Raw genomic sequence first — 17,992 nt, 5'->3', positions numbered from 1 at the left:
ATACTATTCCTGCTCTGGGTCACGCAAGTAATACCCTACTCCACGTCTAGTGACTATTAATGTAGGATGACTTGGATTATCTTCAATTTTTTCACGTAAACGACGAACTGTTACATCCACTGTACGTACATCTCCAAAGTAGTCATAACCCCAAACTGTTTGCAATAAATGTTCGCGCGTCATAACTTGTCCTAAATGTTTTGCTAAATAATGTAGTAGCTCAAATTCACGATGTGTAAGTTCAATATTTTCTTCACGCTTCGTTACACTATATGCATTCGGGTTGATAACAATTGGGCCAATAACCATTTCCGTATTTTCTTCTTTTTCTGCAGCACCACCTTGTTGATGGCGACGTAAATTCGCCTTCACGCGAGCAAGTAATTCCCTCGTACTAAATGGCTTTGTTACATAATCATCTGCTCCAAGCTCAAGTCCTAATACTTTATCGATTTCAGAGTCCTTCGCTGTAAGCATAATAATCGGCATTTCTGAGCTTTTACGTATTTCACGGCAAACCTCTAAGCCATCCTTACCTGGTAGCATAATATCTAATAAAACCATATCTGGCTGTTCTTCAGTCGCTTTTTCAATCGCTTCATCACCATCATGCGCCATTACAATTTCAAAACCTTCTTTTTCTAGGTTGAACTTCAAAATATCCGCAATCGGCTTTTCATCATCAACTACTAAAATTTTCTTTCCCATCATCGTCTATTTCCTCCTTATAAAGTGAAACTTTAATTGGTGGGTGTTTTCTTCATCACCCACTGATTATTAGCCCTCACCAATTGGGCTTTTACGGGCAGCCCGCTCCCCACCTAACTTCTTTGCTTTTGCTGAAATTTAAGGCGGGGGCTTACTGCCCAGTAAATAGTGGGGTAAAAATATGGTCAATATCCTTAAACACATTGATGTCTACATAGTATGTCCCTATATGACCGCATCTTTTGCTTAAGTACTTTTTCCTCTATTCTCACAGACTCATGTATGATCCACATTTACACGGAATCCTATACGATCTATAGAAAAACCTCTAGCTTCAACTGCTAGAGGCTCCTCATTCTATTTTAAAATAACTACTCCATTTTGTAAAATTACACAAATAAAAAGGATATTAAGTGGGCCCACTTAATATCCTGAGAGTGGCTCGGGACGGAATCGAACCGCCGACACGAGGATTTTCAGTCCTCTGCTCTACCGACTGAGCTACCGAGCCAAAACTATATATAAAACCACTAATGGTGGTATAAACAAAAGTGGCGGTCCCGACCGGGGTCGAACCGGCGATCTCCTGCGTGACAGGCAGGCATGTTAACCACTACACCACGGGACCAAAAATGAACATAAAAAAACATGACCCGTACGGGATTCGAACCCGTGTTACCGCCGTGAAAGGGCGGTGTCTTAACCACTTGACCAACGGGCCACGAAAAATAAAATGGTGAGCCATGAAGGACTCGAACCTTCGACCCTCTGATTAAAAGTCAGATGCTCTACCAACTGAGCTAATGGCTCATACTCACCAACGTCATATTTTCGTGACGACAAGATGTATCATAACATGTTTTCTTTATCTTTTGCAATACCTTTTTTTATTTTTTTATAAAAGATAAGAAAAAACTCATGCGGACATGAGTTTTTTCTCAAAAATATCAATTAAGCTTCGTATACGTTACGAACGATATTTGTTTGGTTACGATCTGGTCCAACTGAGAACATAGATAATTGAATTCCTGTTAATTCAGAAACACGTTCTACGTATTTTCGTGCATTTTCAGGAAGCTCGTCTAATGATCTTACACCAGTAATATCTTCTGTCCAACCTGGAAGCTCTTCGTATACAGGCTCACATTTCGCTAAAATGTTTAAGTTTGCTGGAACTTCATCGATAACTTCGCCATCGCATTTGTAAGCGACACAAATTTTAAGAGTTGGAATACCAGTTAGAACGTCGATAGAGTTTAATGATAAATCTGTTAAACCACTAACACGACGTGCATGTCTTACAACAACGCTATCGAACCAACCTACGCGGCGTGGACGACCAGTTGTCGTTCCATACTCACGACCAACTTCACGAATTTGATGACCAATTTCATCATGAAGCTCAGTAGGGAATGGACCATCACCAACACGGCTTGTATATGCTTTACATACACCTACAACGCGAGTAACTTTCGCAGGGCCAACTCCAGTTCCAACTGTTACACCACCAGCAATCGGGTTAGAAGATGTAACGAATGGGTACGTACCATGGTCGATATCAAGCATAACACCTTGTGCACCTTCAAATAATACACGGTGATTGTTATCTAATGCATCATTTAATACAACAGACGTATCACACACATATTGTGCGATTTGTTGTCCATACTCGAAGTACTCTTCGAAAATTTCTTCTACACTGAAACCTTCTGTATCATACATTTTTTCAAACAAACGATTTTTTTGTGCTAAATTGCGCTCAAGCTTCTCTTTAAATGCTTCACGGTCTAAAAGATCAGCCATACGGATACCGATACGAGCAGCTTTGTCCATATATGCAGGACCGATACCTTTTTTCGTTGTACCGATTTTGTCATCACCTTTACTTGCTTCTTCTAACTCATCTTGTTTTAAGTGATAAGGTAAAATAACGTGCGCACGGTTACTTACGCGTAAATTATCAGTACTTACACCACGATCGTGTAAGTATTTTAACTCTTCAAGTAACGCTTTCGGATCTACTACTAAGCCGTTTCCGATTACACAAATTTTTTCTTTATAGAAAATACCAGATGGAATTAAGTGTAATTTATATTTAACCCCGCCGAATACAATTGTATGTCCTGCGTTATTTCCACCTTGATATCTTGCAACTACTTCCGCATGCTCAGAAAGAAAATCAGTGATTTTACCTTTTCCTTCGTCGCCCCATTGTGTTCCTACAACTACTACTGAAGACATTATTAAAGCACCTCCGCAATTTTCAAACGATCTATTCAAACAATATAATTGTACCAAAACGGAAAAAGAAGTCAACCAAAAAGCGAACATTTTTTTATAAAAAAACTTTTTCGTTCGTAAGAATTATATTTTTACATTATGAAAGCCTTATCTTTTATATAAAAAAAAAAGAAACACATCTTATTATAAGAAATGTGTTTCTTTTTTATACTATCTTTATGCCGGCGGCGCATGTCCATCTTCGAAGCGACGTTCTAAGTTAACGAACTTATTGAACTCCTTAACGAATGCAAGCTCTACTGAGCCTACTGGACCGTTACGCTGCTTCGCAATAATAATTTCAATCGTATTTTTGTTTTCCGTTTCTCGGTCATAGTAATCTTCACGATATAAGAAGGCTACAATATCAGCATCCTGCTCAATACTTCCCGATTCACGAATATCAGACATCATCGGACGTTTATCTTGACGAGATTCTACACCACGAGATAACTGCGACAAGGCAATAACAGGCACTTGCAATTCACGTGCAATCCCTTTTAGTGTACGAGAAATCTCAGATACTTCCTGCTGACGGTTCTCTCCTGATTTCCCACTTCCTTGAATAAGCTGTAAGTAGTCAATCAAGATCATACCAAGACCCTGTTCTTGTTTTAATCTACGACATTTTGCTCGAATCTCATTCACCTTAATTCCAGGCGTATCATCAATATAAATACCGGCATTAGAAAGGCTCCCCATCGCCATCGTTAATTTCGCCCAATCATCAGAAGTTAATGATCCTGTACGAAGTCTTTGTGCATCGATATTCCCTTCTGCACAAAGCATACGCATAACTAACTGATCGGCACCCATCTCTAGACTAAAAATCGCTACATTTTCATCCGTTTTCGTCGCTACGTTTTGTGCGATATTTAATGAAAATGCCGTTTTCCCTACTGATGGACGTGCTGCTACGATGATTAAATCATTTCGTTGGAACCCTGCCGTCATCTTATCTAATTCAGTAAATCCAGTTGGTATCCCGGTAACTTCACCTTTTTGGTTATGCAAAAGTTCGATTTTATCGTAGGCATCTACAAGAACGTCTTTAATATTTTGGAATGCCTTAGCATTTGTTTGATGTGATACTTCTAATATTTTTTTCTCAGCCTCATTTAATAGGCCATCCACATCATCTTCCCTCTCATATCCATCAGACACAATATGAGTCGCTGTTCGAATTAAACGACGTAACAGCGCTTTTTCAGCGATGATTCGTGCATAATACTCTACGTTAGCAGCAGTTGGAACAACTTCTGCTAATTCTGCTAAGTAAGAAACACCACCAACTTCTTCAAGTAACCCTTGATCAGCCATCGCTGACGTCATCATTACTAAGTCGATCGGCTCCCCCTTATCAGATAAACCAAGCATGACTTCGAAAATCTTTTGGTGTTTCGTTCGATAAAATGAGTCAGGTACCAATAGTTCCGATGCTGACGTTAATGCATCCTGATCAATCAATATAGCACCTAAGACTGCCTGCTCAGCTTCTATATTATGCGGAGGGGTACGATCAGCCATTACATCACTCATACGCAATCCTCCTTGCTTAACTTAGTTTTATTGTTCACTAACATGAACTTTTACTGTTGCTGTTACTTGCGGATGCAATTTCACAGTAACATTTGTATAGCCTAATGCACGAATTGCATCATCCATTTCAAATTTACGCTTATCAAGTTTAATTTTGTGTGATTTTTGCATTGCATCTACGATTTGTTTACTTGTGATTGAACCGAATAGACGGCCACCTTCTCCAGATTTAGCCTTTAATTCTACAGTTAGTTTCTCTAACGTTTCTTTTAATTGTTTTGCATTTTCAAGCTCTGCTGCTGCATCTTTTTCTTCTTTGCGCTTTTGAGCTTCTAAAGTTTTCATACTGCTATTTGTCGCTTCAGCAGCTAATCCTTGTTTTAGTAAGAAGTTATTTGCATAACCATCTGGTACGTTTTTTACTTCTCCTTTTTTCCCTTTACCTTTTACGTCTTTTAGAAAAATTACTTTCATGATTGTGTGCCTCCCTGTAAATAGTCATCAATAACAAATCGAAGCTTCTCCTCAGCTTCATCTACTGTAACATTTTTCATTTGTGTGGCTGCATTCGTTAAATGCCCACCACCACCTAAGTTTTCCATAATTAGCTGCACATTCACTTCACCTAAAGACCTGCCGCTAATTCCAATGAAATTCTCACCACGTTTTGCAATAACAAATGATGCAGTAATTCCTGTCATTGTTAATAATGTGTCCGCTGATTGTGCAATAAGCACTTGATCGTAGTAATCATCACTATCAACTTTTGCAATCGCAATTCCATTTGTATAAATGTACGCATTTTTAATAGCTTTTGCAACCCGTAAATACTGATCCATATCTTCTTTTAAAAGCTCTTGTACAAGTACGGTATCTGCACCATGAGAACGTAAATAAGAAGCGGCATCAAACGTACGAGCACCCGTACGGAATGTAAAGCTTTTTGTATCAACAATAATACCTGCTAACAATGCCGTTGCTTCTAGCATTGTCATTTTTAAATTTTTCGGTTGGTATTCAAGTAATTCTGTAACAAGCTCTGCCGTGGAAGAAGCGTAAGGTTCCATGTAAACAAGCAATGGATCTTCAATAAAATCTTCTCCTCGGCGATGATGGTCAATAACAACTACATTTTCAATCTTGCGTAACAGCTTTTCTTCCATCACCATTGAAGGTTTATGCGTATCAACAACAACAAGTAATGAATCATCATTTGCAAATTCCATCGCTTGTTCTGGTGTAATAAAGTGAGACCACAACTCTTCGTTTTGTTTCACTTTATCCATTAAACGCTTAATTCCCTTATCAGAATCATTTTCATCTAGCACAATATATCCTTTGCGCTCATTTAATTGCGCTACCTTTAAAATACCAATCGCAGCGCCAATTGCGTCCATATCAGGAGCCCTATGCCCCATTATAATGACGTTACTACTTTCTAATACTAAATCTTTTAATGCGTGCGAAATAACTCTAGCACGTACACGAGTACGTTTTTCTACCGGATTTGTCTTGCCACCATAAAACTTAACTTTACCTGTTGCTTGCTTAATAGCTACTTGATCTCCACCGCGGCCAAGTGCAAGGTCTAAGCCAGACTGAGCCATCGCTCCAAGCTCTGATAAAGGTAAATCACCTGAACCGACACCTACACTTAAGGTGAGTGGTATATTCCTTTTGGACGTCTCTTCACGCACTTGATCTAAAATGCTAAATTTCCCTTTCTCCATCTGCGCTAAAATACTTTCATTTAACACAACGAAGAATCTTTCTGAAGATGCACGTTTTAAATATGCTCCATACTTAACGGCCCATTCATTTAGTCTTGATGTTACAAGACTTGTTATATTCGTACGTAATTGATCATCTAATCCTTGTGTAACTTCATCATAATTATCTAAATAAATGACGGCCAAAACAGTACGTTGATCCTCGTACATCTTTTCAATCTCTGTTTGTTCCGTTACATCAAAGAAATAAATTAACTTTTCTTCTTTCCTTACAAAGACACGAAACTTTCGATTATTTAAAGAGACTATATCATCGGAAGTTTCTCCCTTAATAAAAAGAAGTAACGTTTCTGATACATCATAAAGGTGCCATCCAGCTAATGCATGCTGCCCGAGACACGAAGATAAATAAGGATTCGCCCAATCAATCCCATAATCCTTATTGTATAACAAAATACCAATCGGCATCTGGTTAAATGCTTCATTACTCACTTTCTTTACCCTTGTAATCATATCTGTCGTATGTTTCTCGAAATTCTTTTGAAAGGTTAGTTCAAATCGTACAACAAGAAAAAGGACGATACAAAAAATAAAGAAGGAGACTATCCCCATTATTAAATGAAAATAACAGAGGATTGAAATGAGCACAAACACAAAAAATGCCAATACGTAAACAGGATATAAAAACCACTGTTTCTTATAAAATTCAGGCATGTATACAACTCCTATAAAGTAAAACTAACTCACCTTCCAGTTAGTAATACAGATTAAAATAGTATAAGGAATATTATTTTATCCTCCTATTTTAGAACGCAATGAAATCCCTAAATCAATTATACCTAAGATTGTCACAAGAGGAAACAGCATCGGGATAAACATGCAAGCGATAAAACTAATAATAGGAACCCCTTTCGTAAAACCTTTACTATGCGCTAGAAAAGCGATAAATGTCAGACCTTGCAGTACTAGTAGTAACGCAAATATGACATATAGGTTAGAAAATACCATATGTAAATATGATGTCGGTTCTACTTTTATAAAAGTTGATAGCAAAATAAATATAACGTAATACCAAACAATACTCTTTGGTAATTGGATATCTTTAAACTTAGGCCAATGTATAACGTCATGTTTTAACTTTCTTAAAACACTACCGGATATCATCACTGTAATCCAAGAACAACATACCGATACCATGACAAGTAAACTTGGGGATAACGTTTGTAACACATCATTAAATTGCGCTAACAAATCTTTTTGCTCTTTACTAATAGGCATGCCCGCAGCAGTAACTATCTTTTCGCTTTGCGCCATACTTTCATTAAACATATTTTGCATTTGCTTCATTAAATCTATGTTAAAAAACTTTATACTCGCAACATAAATGAGCATAATACCAATTAAGTAAGCAAGCGTCCCTGCCATCAAAATTTCTACTGGCTTCTTTTGTTTTTTATACATATGTCCTAAAACGATACCTATTAATCCAAACATAGTTGTCTTTACTAGGTTCATCGGTTGACTAACAATAACAGTAATAAAAAGCGCTGCCGTAAAAATTACAAAAGCTTTAGATAGTTTATATCTTATCGTTAGTAATATAAATGGCAACGGCAACGCAAACGTTACAACTGTGCCTAAAATTGGAACATACATAGATATAAGCAATAACATTGCATATATCGCTAACAACGCTGCACCCTCAGTAATAAATTTCGTATTCCTCATCATCTAACCTCTCTTTCAAAAAAGAAAAGCATAGCAAAATGCACAGTAGAGTCCGACTCTACTGTGCATTTCATACGCTATTATTCACCAACATATGGTAAAAGTGCCATTTGACGAGCACGTTTAATTGCAACTGTAAGTTTGCGTTGGTATTTTGCGCTTGTTCCTGTTACACGACGAGGTAAAATTTTACCACGCTCAGAAACGAAACGTTTTAATAAATCAACATCTTTATAATCGATGCGAGTGATGCCGTTAGCTGTGAAGAAACACACCTTACGACGTTTCGCACGTCCACCTTTGCGTCCTGCCATGTCTATTTCCCTCCATTCTTTGTTAAAACTAACAAATTTACTGTATTAGAACGGTAAATCGTCGTCAGAAATGTCGATCGGTTGACCTACATTTGAAAATGGATCGTCATTCTTTGTAAATCCAGAGTTTCCTTGGTTACCTTGGTTGCCTGAATTACTAGATTGACCAAATGGGTTAGAGCTTTGGTTACCGAAACCAGCTCCTGATGGTTGCTGATTAAATGAACCACGTTGCTCCCCACCGCCATTACGCGGCTCTAAAAATTGTACGCTTTCCGCAAGAACTTCTGTTACATATACACGTTTACCATCTTGTCCCTCGTAATTACGAGTTTGAAGACGCCCATCTACGCCTGCTAAGCTACCTTTTTTCAAATAATTTGCTACGTTTTCTGCTTGTTTACGCCATATTACACAATTAATAAAGTCAGCTTCACGCTCACCTTGTTGATTCGCAAATGCGCGATTCACAGCTAACGTAAAAGTAGCTACTGCAACACCATTGGGCGTGTAACGTAAGTCAGGGTCCTTAGTTAAACGACCAACGAGGATAACACGATTCATCAATCGAACCACTCTCCCTTATATATCAATTATTTTTCTTCTTCTTTAACAACGATATGACGAAGGATGTCTTCGTTGATCTTAGCTAAACGGTCGAATTCATTAATCGCTTCTGCGTTAGATTTCACGTTTAAGATCATGTAGAAACCTTCACGTAAGTCGTTGATTTCGTAAGCTAAACGACGCTTACCCCACTCTTTCGTGTTAATGATTTCTGCACCATTGTTTGTTAAAACACCTGCAAAACGTTCAACTAAAGCTTTTTGAGCTTCTTCTTCAACGCCAGGACGAATGATGTACATAATTTCGTACTTTCTCATTACACTTTCACCTCCTTTTGGTCTAAACGGCCCATAATGGGCAAGGAGCAATTAATTTATAGTAATTACTCACGAGTTTAGATTATATCATAGTAAGTTAGATGAATCAACTCACCCATACATAAAAAACTTGGCAAACACATAATATATTTGCCAAGTTCATATCTTTATTTTTCCTAGGAAATATTAAATTAAACGTTGAAACGGAAATGCATAACGTCTCCGTCTTTTACGATATACTCTTTTCCTTCTAAACGAACCTTACCAGCTTCTTTTGCAGCTGTCATAGAACCGTTTGTCATTAAGTCTTCGTAAGATACTGTTTCCGCACGAATAAATCCACGCTCGAAGTCTGTGTGAATTACACCAGCGCATTGTGGTGCTTTCATACCTTGTTTGAACGTCCATGCACGTACTTCTTGCACACCAGCTGTGAAGTACGTAGCAAGTCCTAATAAATCATATGCAGCACGAATTAATTGATCTAAACCAGATTCTTCAATACCTAGTTCTTCAAGGAATACTTTTTTCTCTTCCTCATCTAGCTCGGCGATTTCTGATTCGATTTTTGCACATACAACGATTACTTGAGAGTTTTCATTCGCAGCAAATTCTTTTACCATTTGTACATATTTGTTTTCAGAAGGATCTATTACATCGTCCTCGCTTACGTTTGCTACATATAACATTTCTTTCGTTGTCAGTAAATGAAGGCCTTTAACAATCTTCATTTGCTCTTCTGTAAATTCAACAGTACGAGCCGGTTTTCCCTCTTCAAAAGCTTCTTTTAAACGAACTAAAATTTCATGCTCATATACTGCTTCTTTATCTTTTTGTCTTGCTAATTTCGCAACACGTTCGATACGTTTATCAACAGATTCTAAATCTGCTAAGATTAGCTCTAAGTTGATTGTTTCAATATCATCGATTGGATCTACTTTCCCTGAAACGTGCGTAATATTTTCGTCTTCAAAACAACGAACAACTTGGCAAATTGCATCTACTTGGCGAATGTGAGATAAGAATTTATTCCCTAAACCTTCACCTTTACTAGCACCTTTTACGATACCTGCAATATCAGTAAACTCAAATACAGTCGGAACAGTTTTTTTCGGTTCTACTAATTCCGTTAATTTATTTAAACGCTCATCTGGTACTTCTACAATTCCTACGTTTGGATCAATTGTACAGAATGGATAGTTTGCAGATTCTGCTCCTGCTTGTGTAATTGCATTAAATAAAGTGGACTTCCCTACGTTAGGTAATCCAACAATCCCAGCCGTTAATCCCATATTTTTCACTCCTATGTCTCAATCTTTCATCATTATAGATAGTAACGAAAAAAATGACAAGTTTCCTCCAAACGAAAAAAAGTAACAGCTACCTAGCGCAACTGTTACGTTCTCTCTATTCTTCGTGCTTCACAAGTATTTTTTTCACCTTACGATCGAACTCTCTTCGAGGAATCATTACTGAATGGTCACATCCCTCGCACTTAATGCGGATATCCATTCCCATACGAATAATCTTCCAACGATTCTCACCACATGGGTGGGCTTTCTTCATTTCCACAACATCATACAAGTTATACTGCTTTTGCTCCATTCTCCAAACCCCTCTCCATACTAAATTGCTTTTCCACTCACTAATTCTTCACGATTATATAAAACCATACGTGGATATGGAATTTCAATACCATGTAGATCTAGACGATTTTTAATTTCTTTACGAAGTGCCCTTGCAATAACTGCATGTTGCATTGGCTCTACTTCAGCAATAACACGTAGTATAACTTCTGAAGCAGCTAATGTTTGTACACCTAACAACTGAGGCGTTGTTACCATTTGTTCATACTTTGCAGGTAACTCCTCTAATAACTCTTCAATGACTTGCTCTGCTTTTGCAATGTCCGCCTCATATGAAATAGATACATCCACAAACGCTACACTATTACTTACCGAGAAGTTCGTAACTTGAATAATACTTCCGTTTGGTAAAGTATGAATTTCACCTGTCCAACTTTTCACTTTCGTTGTACGAAGTCCAATTTCTAAAACGACACCTTCGAATTGGCCAATTTTTACATAATCACCTACTGAAAATTGATCTTCTAGCAAGATAAATAATCCTGTAATAACATCTTTCACTAAACTTTGAGCACCAAATCCGACTGCTAAACCAATTACCCCAGCACCGGCTAATAAACCTGATGCATTAATATTAAACACACCTAAAATCGCAATTAACATAATGAACATAACAACGTATGCCACAATATTTTCAAGTAACTTCGCTACTGTAACTGTACGACGTTCTGAAATTTGAATTGGAGAACGACTTCCCATACGAAACGCATTTCGTACAACCGCTCTTGCAATTCGCACTACAATTGCACCAATTGTTAAAATGATACATATTTTTAATGACGCAATTCCAATATGAGCCCAACGATCAGCATCTAATAAATACTGTTTCGTAGCATTAAACCACTTCGTTAATAAATCCATGTACCTCTACCTCTCCAGCCAAAATTTCTTTTTAATTATCCTTCTTATTGTATCAGAAGTCTCCTAATTGCTGAAAAAATTTTATGACTTTAATTCTATTTATTAACTTCCATGCAGGTATAAAATGGAACAAATATATATATACTAGTACTATTATTTCCGTCTTCATTTAAGTTTCACATCACATATGCACTTATAGTTTTCCATTTCACTCAACATATAACATATTTTGAAAATTTATTAAAAGGATGGGTGCTTCATGAATATTGGAAGTTTTCGCTTACCTTTTTTCGAAAAAGAAACTCAAAACGTTATGCACCAAGATTTAGAAGCCTCCGAGACAATTAGTAACTTCTTACTTTCCCATATCCCTATTAAAAACCATATACCAATTATTCTCGTTTGTATCGGAACAGATCGTTCTACAGGCGATGCACTCGGGCCATTAGTCGGTACGAAACTAGAACAAATAGGAATTACAAACTTCCAAGTGTTCGGCACACTAGATGAACCAGTACATGCGCTAAATTTAGAAGAAAAAATTCAGAATATACAGAAAGATAATCCTACTTCATTTATAATTGCGGTTGATGCCTGTTTAGGAAAATCTCAAAGTATCGGTTCCATCACTACCGGAATGGGGCCTAGTAAACCCGGAGCTGCGATGAATAAGAAATTACCAGCAGTTGGTGACTTACATATTCATGGCATCGTAAATCTAAACGGTTTTATGGAGTTTTTCGTCCTGCAAAATACAAGATTAAGCTTAGTCATGAAAATGGCTGATGTAATTGCACAAAGCATAAAAGAAACAGACCAAAAATTGTCTGTATTAAAAAAAGCAAACCATCTATAAATAATAAGATGGTTTGCTCTTTAGTTTTGCTGCGCTAATAATTCTAAAATACGATTTAAATCTTCTTTATTGAAAAATTCAATTTCGATTTTACCTTTTTCTTTTTTTGTTTCTTTAATTTTTACCTCTGTGCCAAACTTTTCTCTTAAGAACGTTTCGCGTTCTACGAAAAATATGTTTCTCTCTTTTTTCACTTGTTTTGTTTCACGTGAAACGCGTTGATTAATCTCCTGAACAATTTTCTCCAATTGACGAACATTTAATCCTTCTTTTTCAATTCGTTTCAGTAAAGATTTCAACTGTTCTTCATCTTTTATCGTAAGTAAAGTTCTCCCATGAGCCATTGAAAGTTGACCGTTTGCAATCATATCTTGCACAAAAGAAGGGAGGCTTAATAATCGCGTATAGTTTGCAATGTAAGGTCTGCTCTTACCAAGACGTTTTGCTAATTGTTCTTGCGTTATATTTAGCTCATTCATTAACATTTGGTATGCCATTGCTTCTTCCATTGGATTTAAATCTTCTCGTTGTAAGTTTTCAAGCAATGCAAACTCCATCATTTGCTGCTCATTTAATTGTCTTACAACGGCAGGCACCTTTTCGAGCCCAGCCTCTTTAGCAGCACGATACCTTCTTTCACCTGCGACAATTTCATATCCTTTAATACTCTTTCTAGCAATTAACGGTTGTAATATGCCATGCTCTTTAATAGAAGCCGATAATTCTTGAATCGCCTCTTTATTAAAGTGTTTACGTGGTTGATATGGATTCGGTCTTAATTCAGTTATCGCAATCTCCTGAATTGTCTCTTCTTCTTTCACATCTAAATCAGGAAAAAACACATTGATTCCTCTTCCTAATCCTTTAGCCACCTGCAATCACTTCCTCTGCTAAATCTATATATACTTCTGCCCCTCTTGATTTAGCGTCATACTGCATAATTGGTTTCCCATGACTTGGTGCTTCACTCAAACGAACATTACGAGGGATAATTGAACGGTATACTTTGTCTCTAAAATATTTTTTCACTTCATCTATAACTTGAATCCCTAAATTTGTACGGGCATCCAACATTGTTAGCAATACACCTTGGATTGCTAGATTTTTATTTAAGTGCTTTTGCACAAGTCGAACTGTATTTAATAGCTGACTTAACCCTTCTAATGCGTAATATTCGCATTGAACAGGAATAATAACAGAATCTGCTGCTGTTAATGCATTAATCGTTAATAACCCTAAGGATGGGGGACAGTCGATAATAATATAATCGTATTCATCACGAACTGGCTGTAATGCCCTTTGCAAACGTACTTCCCGGGAAATAGTCGGTACCAATTCAATTTCAGCACCTGCTAATTGAATTGTAGCGGGTAGAACATCTAAGTTTTCAGTTGCGGTTTTCCGTATAACCCCTTGAACATCTGCATCTTCCACAAGAACGTTGTAAATACATTGATCTAATTCGGATTTTTCTATTCCCACACCAGTCGTTGCATTTCCTTGAGCATCAATATCTACAAGAAGGACCTTTTTACCTACTTGTGCCAATCCAGCCCCTAAATTGACAGATGTTGTTGTTTTCCCAACGCCACCTTTTTGATTGGCAATAGCAATGATTTTTCCCATGATGTCACCTACTTTCAACCTTTCTATCTTATTCTAGTAACAATTATGTTTATTGTAACATGAAATAAAAGTTTTTCTTTTACGTCCTTATTAAACTTCAAAATTTATTTGTAAACTCCTTCTTCCTCTAACAAGAAAATATAGTAAAAGAGACCTATCCAATAGGATCAGGTCTCTAACACGCCATTATTATTTTTTCTTCGGGATTTGGATTGTAATTTGATAGTATTCATCAAATTCTTCTTCCTCAGAATTAACATTCAAACCACTGTCAGCAACCATTTGTAATGATTGCCTAATTGTATTCATGGCAATTCTTGTATCTCGACTTACTGCTTTTTGCTTTGCCTTACGCTTCGGTTTTGCTTCCTCTAGTAACTTTGCAATTCGTTCCTCTGTTTGCTTTACATTCAGTTGTTTCTCCACAATTTCCTGTAAAACCTTCAGTTGCAATTCCTCATTCTTTAAAGGAATGAGCGCTCGGGCATGGCGTTCTGTAATGCTTTTTTCTAATAACGCACTTTTTATTTCTTCAGGCAACTTTAACAATCGCAACTTATTTGCGATTGTGGATTGTCCTTTTCCAAGTCGTTGTGCCAATGCTTCTTGTGTTAAATTATGTAACTCAATTAGCTTTTGATATGCCACAGCTTCCTCGATTGCTGTTAGTTCCTCACGTTGCAAGTTTTCAATTAAAGCTACAGATGCTGTTTCTGTATCATTTAAGTTCTTTATAATTGCAGGAACTTTTTCCCAACCTAATTTTGTTGCCGCACGGAAACGTCTTTCTCCAGCAATAATTTCATACTTATCATCCTCATATTGCCTCACAACAATTGGCTGAATAAGTCCGTGTGTACGAATCGTTAATGCTAGTTCCTCAATACGCGCATCATCAAAAACTGTTCGTGGTTGATAACGGTTAGGAGTAATATTTACTATCGGAATTTCTTGTATTTCTTCATATACCTTTTTATCTATTTCTTCATGGCTTTCGTCTTGTAATTCGAATTCGCTCTCTTTATCTCCAAAGCCAAATAAACGAGAAAACGTATTTTTCATACATATTCCACCACCTTTTAGGCCTATTGACTATTCTCCATAAAATGTTTCCTATGAAACATTTACGTTTTCATTTATATAATTTAATCTTACGTCTAATAAGATTTATTTTTCAATAGGTAATTTATTGGGTGTTCCCGGTTTGCGTGGATATTTCTTTGGTGTCTTGCGTTTTTTCTCGATTAATAAAATATTACGTTCACTTTCTTCAAACGGTAATTGGAACGTAGACATTTCTTTTAAATCCCCGCCTAGCACCTCTAAAGCATACTTGCCATTTTCAATTTCTTCGTTTGCTGCGGCACCTTTCATTGCAATAAATGTTCCCCCAACTTTTACAAGTGGTAAACATAGCTCGCTTAATACTGAAAGACGTGCAACTGCACGTGCCATTACAATATCGTACGATTCACGTACACCTTCTTTTTTACCAAATGTTTCAGCACGATCGTGACAAAATGCAACATCGCTTAATTCCAACTTTTGTGCTAAATGATTTAAGAAATTAATACGTTTTTGCAATGAGTCTACAATTGTAACCTTTAAGTGCGGGAAACAGATTTTTAAAGGAATACTTGGGAATCCAGCTCCTGCACCAACATCACAAATTGAGAATGGTTTTGAAAAATCATAGTAAAAAGCAGCTGTAATGGAATCAAAAAAGTGTTTTAAATATACTTCCTCTTTCTCCGTAATAGCCGTTAAGTTCATCTTTTCATTCCACTCTACTAATGTTTCGAAGTAGATTTCGAACTGCTCTAACTGTCTAGAAGAGAGGGTGATACCCTTCTCTTCTAGCATAGATTGAAATTGTTCTATGTTCATCTAACAATATCTCCTTACTATTTATTGGTTCGATACTCGTGCAATTTTTCCTTGTTCGATATACACAAGTAAAATGGAAATATCCGCTGGGTTTACACCAGAGATACGTGAAGCTTGCCCCATTGATAGTGGACGAACATCTTTCAATTTCTGTCTAGCTTCAGAGGCAAGACTTGAAATTGCATCATAATCAATATCCACAGGGATTTTTTTGTTTTCCATTTTCTTCATACGCTCTACTTGTTGTAAAGATTTTTCAATATATCCTTCGTACTTAATCTGAATTTCAACTTGTTCTGTAACTTCATCACTTAATTCTACTTCACTTGGTACTAAAAGATGAATATGCTCATATGTCATCTCCGGACGACGTAATAAGTCACTTGCACGTATGCCATCTTTTAATTCACTTCCACCAATACTGCGAATTAATTCTTGAACTTCAGGACGTGGTTTAATAATAATGCTGCTTAAACGTTCTTTTTCTTGTTCAATTTGTAATTTTTTATTTGTAAATCGCTCATAGCGATCTTCCTTAATTAATCCAATTTCATGACCAATTTCAGTTAAACGAAGATCCGCATTATCGTGGCGTAATAATAGGCGATATTCTGCACGAGATGTTAGTAAACGATACGGTTCATTCGTTCCTTTCGTTACAAGATCATCAATTAAAACACCGATATAAGCATCTTCACGACCTAAAATAACCTCTTTTTTACCTAAAGAACGACATGCTGCATTAATTCCGGCCATAAGCCCTTGTCCTGCCGCCTCTTCGTAACCAGAAGTTCCGTTAATTTGTCCTGCTGTATATAAGTTTTTAATTTTTTTCGTTTCAAGTGTTGGCCATAGTTGCGTTGGCACAATTGCATCATATTCAATTGCATAACCTGTACGCATCATTTCAACATTTTCTAGACCAGGGATTGTTCTAAGCATATCACGCTGTACGTCTTCTGGTAAGCTTGTAGACAAACCTTGTACGTATACTTCTTGTGTATTACGTCCTTCTGGCTCTAAGAAAATTTGATGACGTGGTTTATCATTAAACCTTACTACCTTGTCTTCAATTGACGGACAATATCTAGGCCCCGTTCCCTTAATCATACCCGAATACATAGCTGAGCGATGTAAGTTTTCATCTATTAAACGATGTGTTTCCGTACTTGTATACGTTAACCAACATGGAATTTGATCCATAATAAATTTTGTCGTTTCAAAAGAGAAAGATCTTGGTTTATCATCACCTGGCTGAATTTCTGTTTTACTATAATCAATCGTATTACTATTTACACGCGGAGGTGTACCTGTTTTAAATCTAACAAGATCAAATCCAAGCTCCTCTAAATGTTCCGATAAAGTAATAGATGGTTGTTGATTATTCGGACCGCTCGAATATTTTAACTCTCCCATAATAATCTCGCCGCGTAAAAACGTACCAGTCGTAATTACCACTGTTTTTGCCGTATATTCAGCGCCAGCTTGCGTAATTACCCCTTTACATTCGCCATCTTCAACGATTAAACGCTCTACCATTCCTTGGAACAACGTTAAGTTTGGTGTTTCTTCAATTGTTTTCTTTAATTCATGCTGGTAAGAGAATTTATCTGCTTGCGCTCGAAGTGCGCGTACAGCTGGTCCTTTACCCGTATTTAACATACGCATTTGAATATGCGTTTTATCAATGTTACGTCCCATTTCTCCGCCTAATGCATCAATTTCACGAACAACAATCCCTTTTGCTGGTCCACCAACAGAAGGGTTACATGGCATAAACGCTACCATATCTAAATTAATCGTTAACATTAATGTTTTAGAGCCCATTCGTGCTGCCGCAAGACCAGCTTCACATCCTGCATGACCTGCACCGATTACTATGACATCGTATGAACCGGCATTGTATCCCATTGTTTATTCCTCCTAATAATCT

General features: G+C 37.0%; 18 protein-coding genes and 4 tRNA genes. 1 reads left to right on the top strand and 21 read right to left on the bottom strand.

The window, feature by feature from the left end:
* Window positions 1-3 precede the first annotated feature (3 nt).
* The 16 genes from walR to COL05_RS10200 form a co-directional block, all read right to left on the bottom strand.
* A complete protein-coding gene (walR, locus tag COL05_RS10275; RefSeq protein WP_000971872.1) occupies window positions 4-711 on the bottom strand; it encodes a cell wall metabolism DNA-binding response regulator WalR in 708 nt (235 codons plus the stop codon).
* 435 nt (window positions 712-1,146) lie between these two features.
* Window positions 1,147-1,219, bottom strand: a tRNA-Phe gene (locus tag COL05_RS10270).
* Between the two features lie 41 nt (window positions 1,220-1,260).
* Window positions 1,261-1,336: transfer RNA gene (locus COL05_RS10265), tRNA-Asp, on the bottom strand.
* 21 nt (window positions 1,337-1,357) lie between these two features.
* A tRNA-Glu gene (locus tag COL05_RS10260) sits at window positions 1,358-1,429 on the bottom strand.
* Between the two features lie 13 nt (window positions 1,430-1,442).
* Window positions 1,443-1,518: transfer RNA gene (locus COL05_RS10255), tRNA-Lys, on the bottom strand.
* A 141-nt stretch (window positions 1,519-1,659) separates the two neighbouring features.
* Window positions 1,660-2,949, bottom strand: a complete 1,290-nt coding sequence (locus COL05_RS10250) for an adenylosuccinate synthase (protein ID WP_001977509.1) — start codon at window positions 2,947-2,949, stop codon at window positions 1,660-1,662.
* 216 nt (window positions 2,950-3,165) lie between these two features.
* On the bottom strand, window positions 3,166-4,527 hold the full coding sequence (gene dnaB / locus COL05_RS10245; protein ID WP_001286244.1) for a replicative DNA helicase: 1,362 nt from the start codon (window positions 4,525-4,527) through the stop codon (window positions 3,166-3,168).
* A gap of 27 nt (window positions 4,528-4,554) precedes the next feature.
* Window positions 4,555-5,001 (bottom strand): 50S ribosomal protein L9, encoded by a 447-nt coding sequence (gene rplI / locus COL05_RS10240; protein WP_000864230.1) that lies wholly within the window; start codon window positions 4,999-5,001, stop codon window positions 4,555-4,557.
* The gene (locus COL05_RS10235; RefSeq protein ID WP_001113895.1) at window positions 4,998-6,971 is read right to left on the bottom strand and encodes a DHH family phosphoesterase; all 1,974 of its coding nucleotides are present in this window, start codon (window positions 6,969-6,971) and stop codon (window positions 4,998-5,000) included. The genes rplI and COL05_RS10235 overlap by 4 nt, the downstream gene beginning before the upstream one ends.
* 78 nt (window positions 6,972-7,049) lie before the next feature.
* Complete coding sequence (locus COL05_RS10230) at window positions 7,050-7,985, bottom strand: YybS family protein (protein WP_142337425.1); 936 nt, start codon at window positions 7,983-7,985, stop codon at window positions 7,050-7,052.
* 80 nt (window positions 7,986-8,065) lie between these two features.
* Window positions 8,066-8,299, bottom strand: a complete 234-nt coding sequence (gene rpsR / locus COL05_RS10225; protein ID WP_000918873.1) for a 30S ribosomal protein S18 — start codon at window positions 8,297-8,299, stop codon at window positions 8,066-8,068.
* A 45-nt stretch (window positions 8,300-8,344) separates the two neighbouring features.
* Complete coding sequence (gene ssb / locus COL05_RS10220; protein ID WP_000981967.1) at window positions 8,345-8,866, bottom strand: single-stranded DNA-binding protein; 522 nt, start codon at window positions 8,864-8,866, stop codon at window positions 8,345-8,347.
* 26 nt (window positions 8,867-8,892) lie between these two features.
* Window positions 8,893-9,183: a 30S ribosomal protein S6 gene (rpsF, locus tag COL05_RS10215; protein WP_001233778.1), complete on the bottom strand. Its 291-nt coding sequence runs from the start codon at window positions 9,181-9,183 to the stop codon at window positions 8,893-8,895.
* A gap of 191 nt (window positions 9,184-9,374) precedes the next feature.
* A complete protein-coding gene (ychF, locus tag COL05_RS10210; protein WP_000524669.1) occupies window positions 9,375-10,475 on the bottom strand; it encodes a redox-regulated ATPase YchF in 1,101 nt (366 codons plus the stop codon).
* A gap of 115 nt (window positions 10,476-10,590) precedes the next feature.
* A complete protein-coding gene (locus COL05_RS10205; protein WP_000436051.1) occupies window positions 10,591-10,788 on the bottom strand; it encodes a DUF951 domain-containing protein in 198 nt (65 codons plus the stop codon).
* 20 nt (window positions 10,789-10,808) lie between these two features.
* Window positions 10,809-11,690 (bottom strand): mechanosensitive ion channel family protein, encoded by an 882-nt coding sequence (locus tag COL05_RS10200; RefSeq protein WP_098668534.1) that lies wholly within the window; start codon window positions 11,688-11,690, stop codon window positions 10,809-10,811.
* A gap of 259 nt (window positions 11,691-11,949) precedes the next feature.
* On the opposite strand from COL05_RS10200, the gene yyaC reads away from it, so the two are divergent.
* The gene (gene yyaC, locus COL05_RS10195; protein WP_098668533.1) at window positions 11,950-12,546 is read left to right on the top strand and encodes a spore protease YyaC; all 597 of its coding nucleotides are present in this window, start codon (window positions 11,950-11,952) and stop codon (window positions 12,544-12,546) included.
* 20 nt (window positions 12,547-12,566) lie between these two features.
* On the opposite strand, the gene spo0J is transcribed toward yyaC, so the two are convergent.
* From spo0J to mnmG, 5 genes are all read right to left on the bottom strand, one after another.
* On the bottom strand, window positions 12,567-13,418 hold the full coding sequence (gene spo0J, locus COL05_RS10190) for a stage 0 sporulation protein Spo0J (protein WP_098668532.1): 852 nt from the start codon (window positions 13,416-13,418) through the stop codon (window positions 12,567-12,569).
* Window positions 13,411-14,172, bottom strand: coding sequence for a sporulation initiation inhibitor protein Soj (gene soj / locus COL05_RS10185; protein ID WP_000516117.1), 762 nt, complete (start codon window positions 14,170-14,172; stop codon window positions 13,411-13,413). The genes spo0J and soj overlap by 8 nt, the downstream gene beginning before the upstream one ends.
* Window positions 14,173-14,361: 189 nt before the next feature.
* Window positions 14,362-15,234 (bottom strand): nucleoid occlusion protein, encoded by an 873-nt coding sequence (gene noc, locus COL05_RS10180; RefSeq protein ID WP_000799027.1) that lies wholly within the window; start codon window positions 15,232-15,234, stop codon window positions 14,362-14,364.
* Between the two features lie 105 nt (window positions 15,235-15,339).
* Entirely contained in the window at window positions 15,340-16,059 is a 720-nt protein-coding gene (gene rsmG / locus COL05_RS10175) for a 16S rRNA (guanine(527)-N(7))-methyltransferase RsmG (RefSeq protein ID WP_001019622.1), read from the bottom strand.
* Between the two features lie 21 nt (window positions 16,060-16,080).
* Window positions 16,081-17,970: a tRNA uridine-5-carboxymethylaminomethyl(34) synthesis enzyme MnmG gene (mnmG, locus tag COL05_RS10170; protein ID WP_000541043.1), complete on the bottom strand. Its 1,890-nt coding sequence runs from the start codon at window positions 17,968-17,970 to the stop codon at window positions 16,081-16,083.
* Window positions 17,971-17,992: the final 22 nt, after the last annotated feature.

This window comes from Bacillus sp. AFS059628, from assembly GCF_002571225.1.
Taxonomy (GTDB): domain Bacteria; phylum Bacillota; class Bacilli; order Bacillales; family Bacillaceae_G; genus Bacillus_A.
Note: the sequence above shows the minus strand (reverse complement) of the source record. Positions and strands in the feature narration are given on the sequence as shown.

Excerpts from the sequence above, each read along its gene's own strand:
- soj (WP_000516117.1), bottom strand. The coding sequence starts at position 14,172 with ATGGGAAAAATCATTGCTATTGCCAATCAAAAAGGTGGCGTTGGGAAA.
- COL05_RS10250 (WP_001977509.1), bottom strand. The coding sequence starts at position 2,949 with ATGTCTTCAGTAGTAGTTGTAGGAACACAATGGGGCGACGAAGGAAAA.
- noc (WP_000799027.1), bottom strand. The coding sequence starts at position 15,234 with ATGAAAAATACGTTTTCTCGTTTATTTGGCTTTGGAGATAAAGAGAGC.
- rsmG (WP_001019622.1), bottom strand. The coding sequence starts at position 16,059 with ATGAACATAGAACAATTTCAATCTATGCTAGAAGAGAAGGGTATCACC.
- rplI (WP_000864230.1), bottom strand. The coding sequence starts at position 5,001 with ATGAAAGTAATTTTTCTAAAAGACGTAAAAGGTAAAGGGAAAAAAGGA.
- COL05_RS10205 (WP_000436051.1), bottom strand. The coding sequence starts at position 10,788 with ATGGAGCAAAAGCAGTATAACTTGTATGATGTTGTGGAAATGAAGAAA.
- COL05_RS10200 (WP_098668534.1), bottom strand. The coding sequence starts at position 11,690 with ATGGATTTATTAACGAAGTGGTTTAATGCTACGAAACAGTATTTATTA.
- COL05_RS10235 (WP_001113895.1), bottom strand. The coding sequence starts at position 6,971 with ATGCCTGAATTTTATAAGAAACAGTGGTTTTTATATCCTGTTTACGTA.
- walR (WP_000971872.1), bottom strand. The coding sequence starts at position 711 with ATGATGGGAAAGAAAATTTTAGTAGTTGATGATGAAAAGCCGATTGCG.
- rpsR (WP_000918873.1), bottom strand. The coding sequence starts at position 8,299 with ATGGCAGGACGCAAAGGTGGACGTGCGAAACGTCGTAAGGTGTGTTTC.
- yyaC (WP_098668533.1), top strand. The coding sequence starts at position 11,950 with ATGAATATTGGAAGTTTTCGCTTACCTTTTTTCGAAAAAGAAACTCAA.
- rpsF (WP_001233778.1), bottom strand. The coding sequence starts at position 9,183 with ATGAGAAAGTACGAAATTATGTACATCATTCGTCCTGGCGTTGAAGAA.
- ychF (WP_000524669.1), bottom strand. The coding sequence starts at position 10,475 with ATGGGATTAACGGCTGGGATTGTTGGATTACCTAACGTAGGGAAGTCC.
- COL05_RS10230 (WP_142337425.1), bottom strand. The coding sequence starts at position 7,985 with ATGAGGAATACGAAATTTATTACTGAGGGTGCAGCGTTGTTAGCGATA.
- mnmG (WP_000541043.1), bottom strand. The coding sequence starts at position 17,970 with ATGGGATACAATGCCGGTTCATACGATGTCATAGTAATCGGTGCAGGT.
- dnaB (WP_001286244.1), bottom strand. The coding sequence starts at position 4,527 with ATGAGTGATGTAATGGCTGATCGTACCCCTCCGCATAATATAGAAGCT.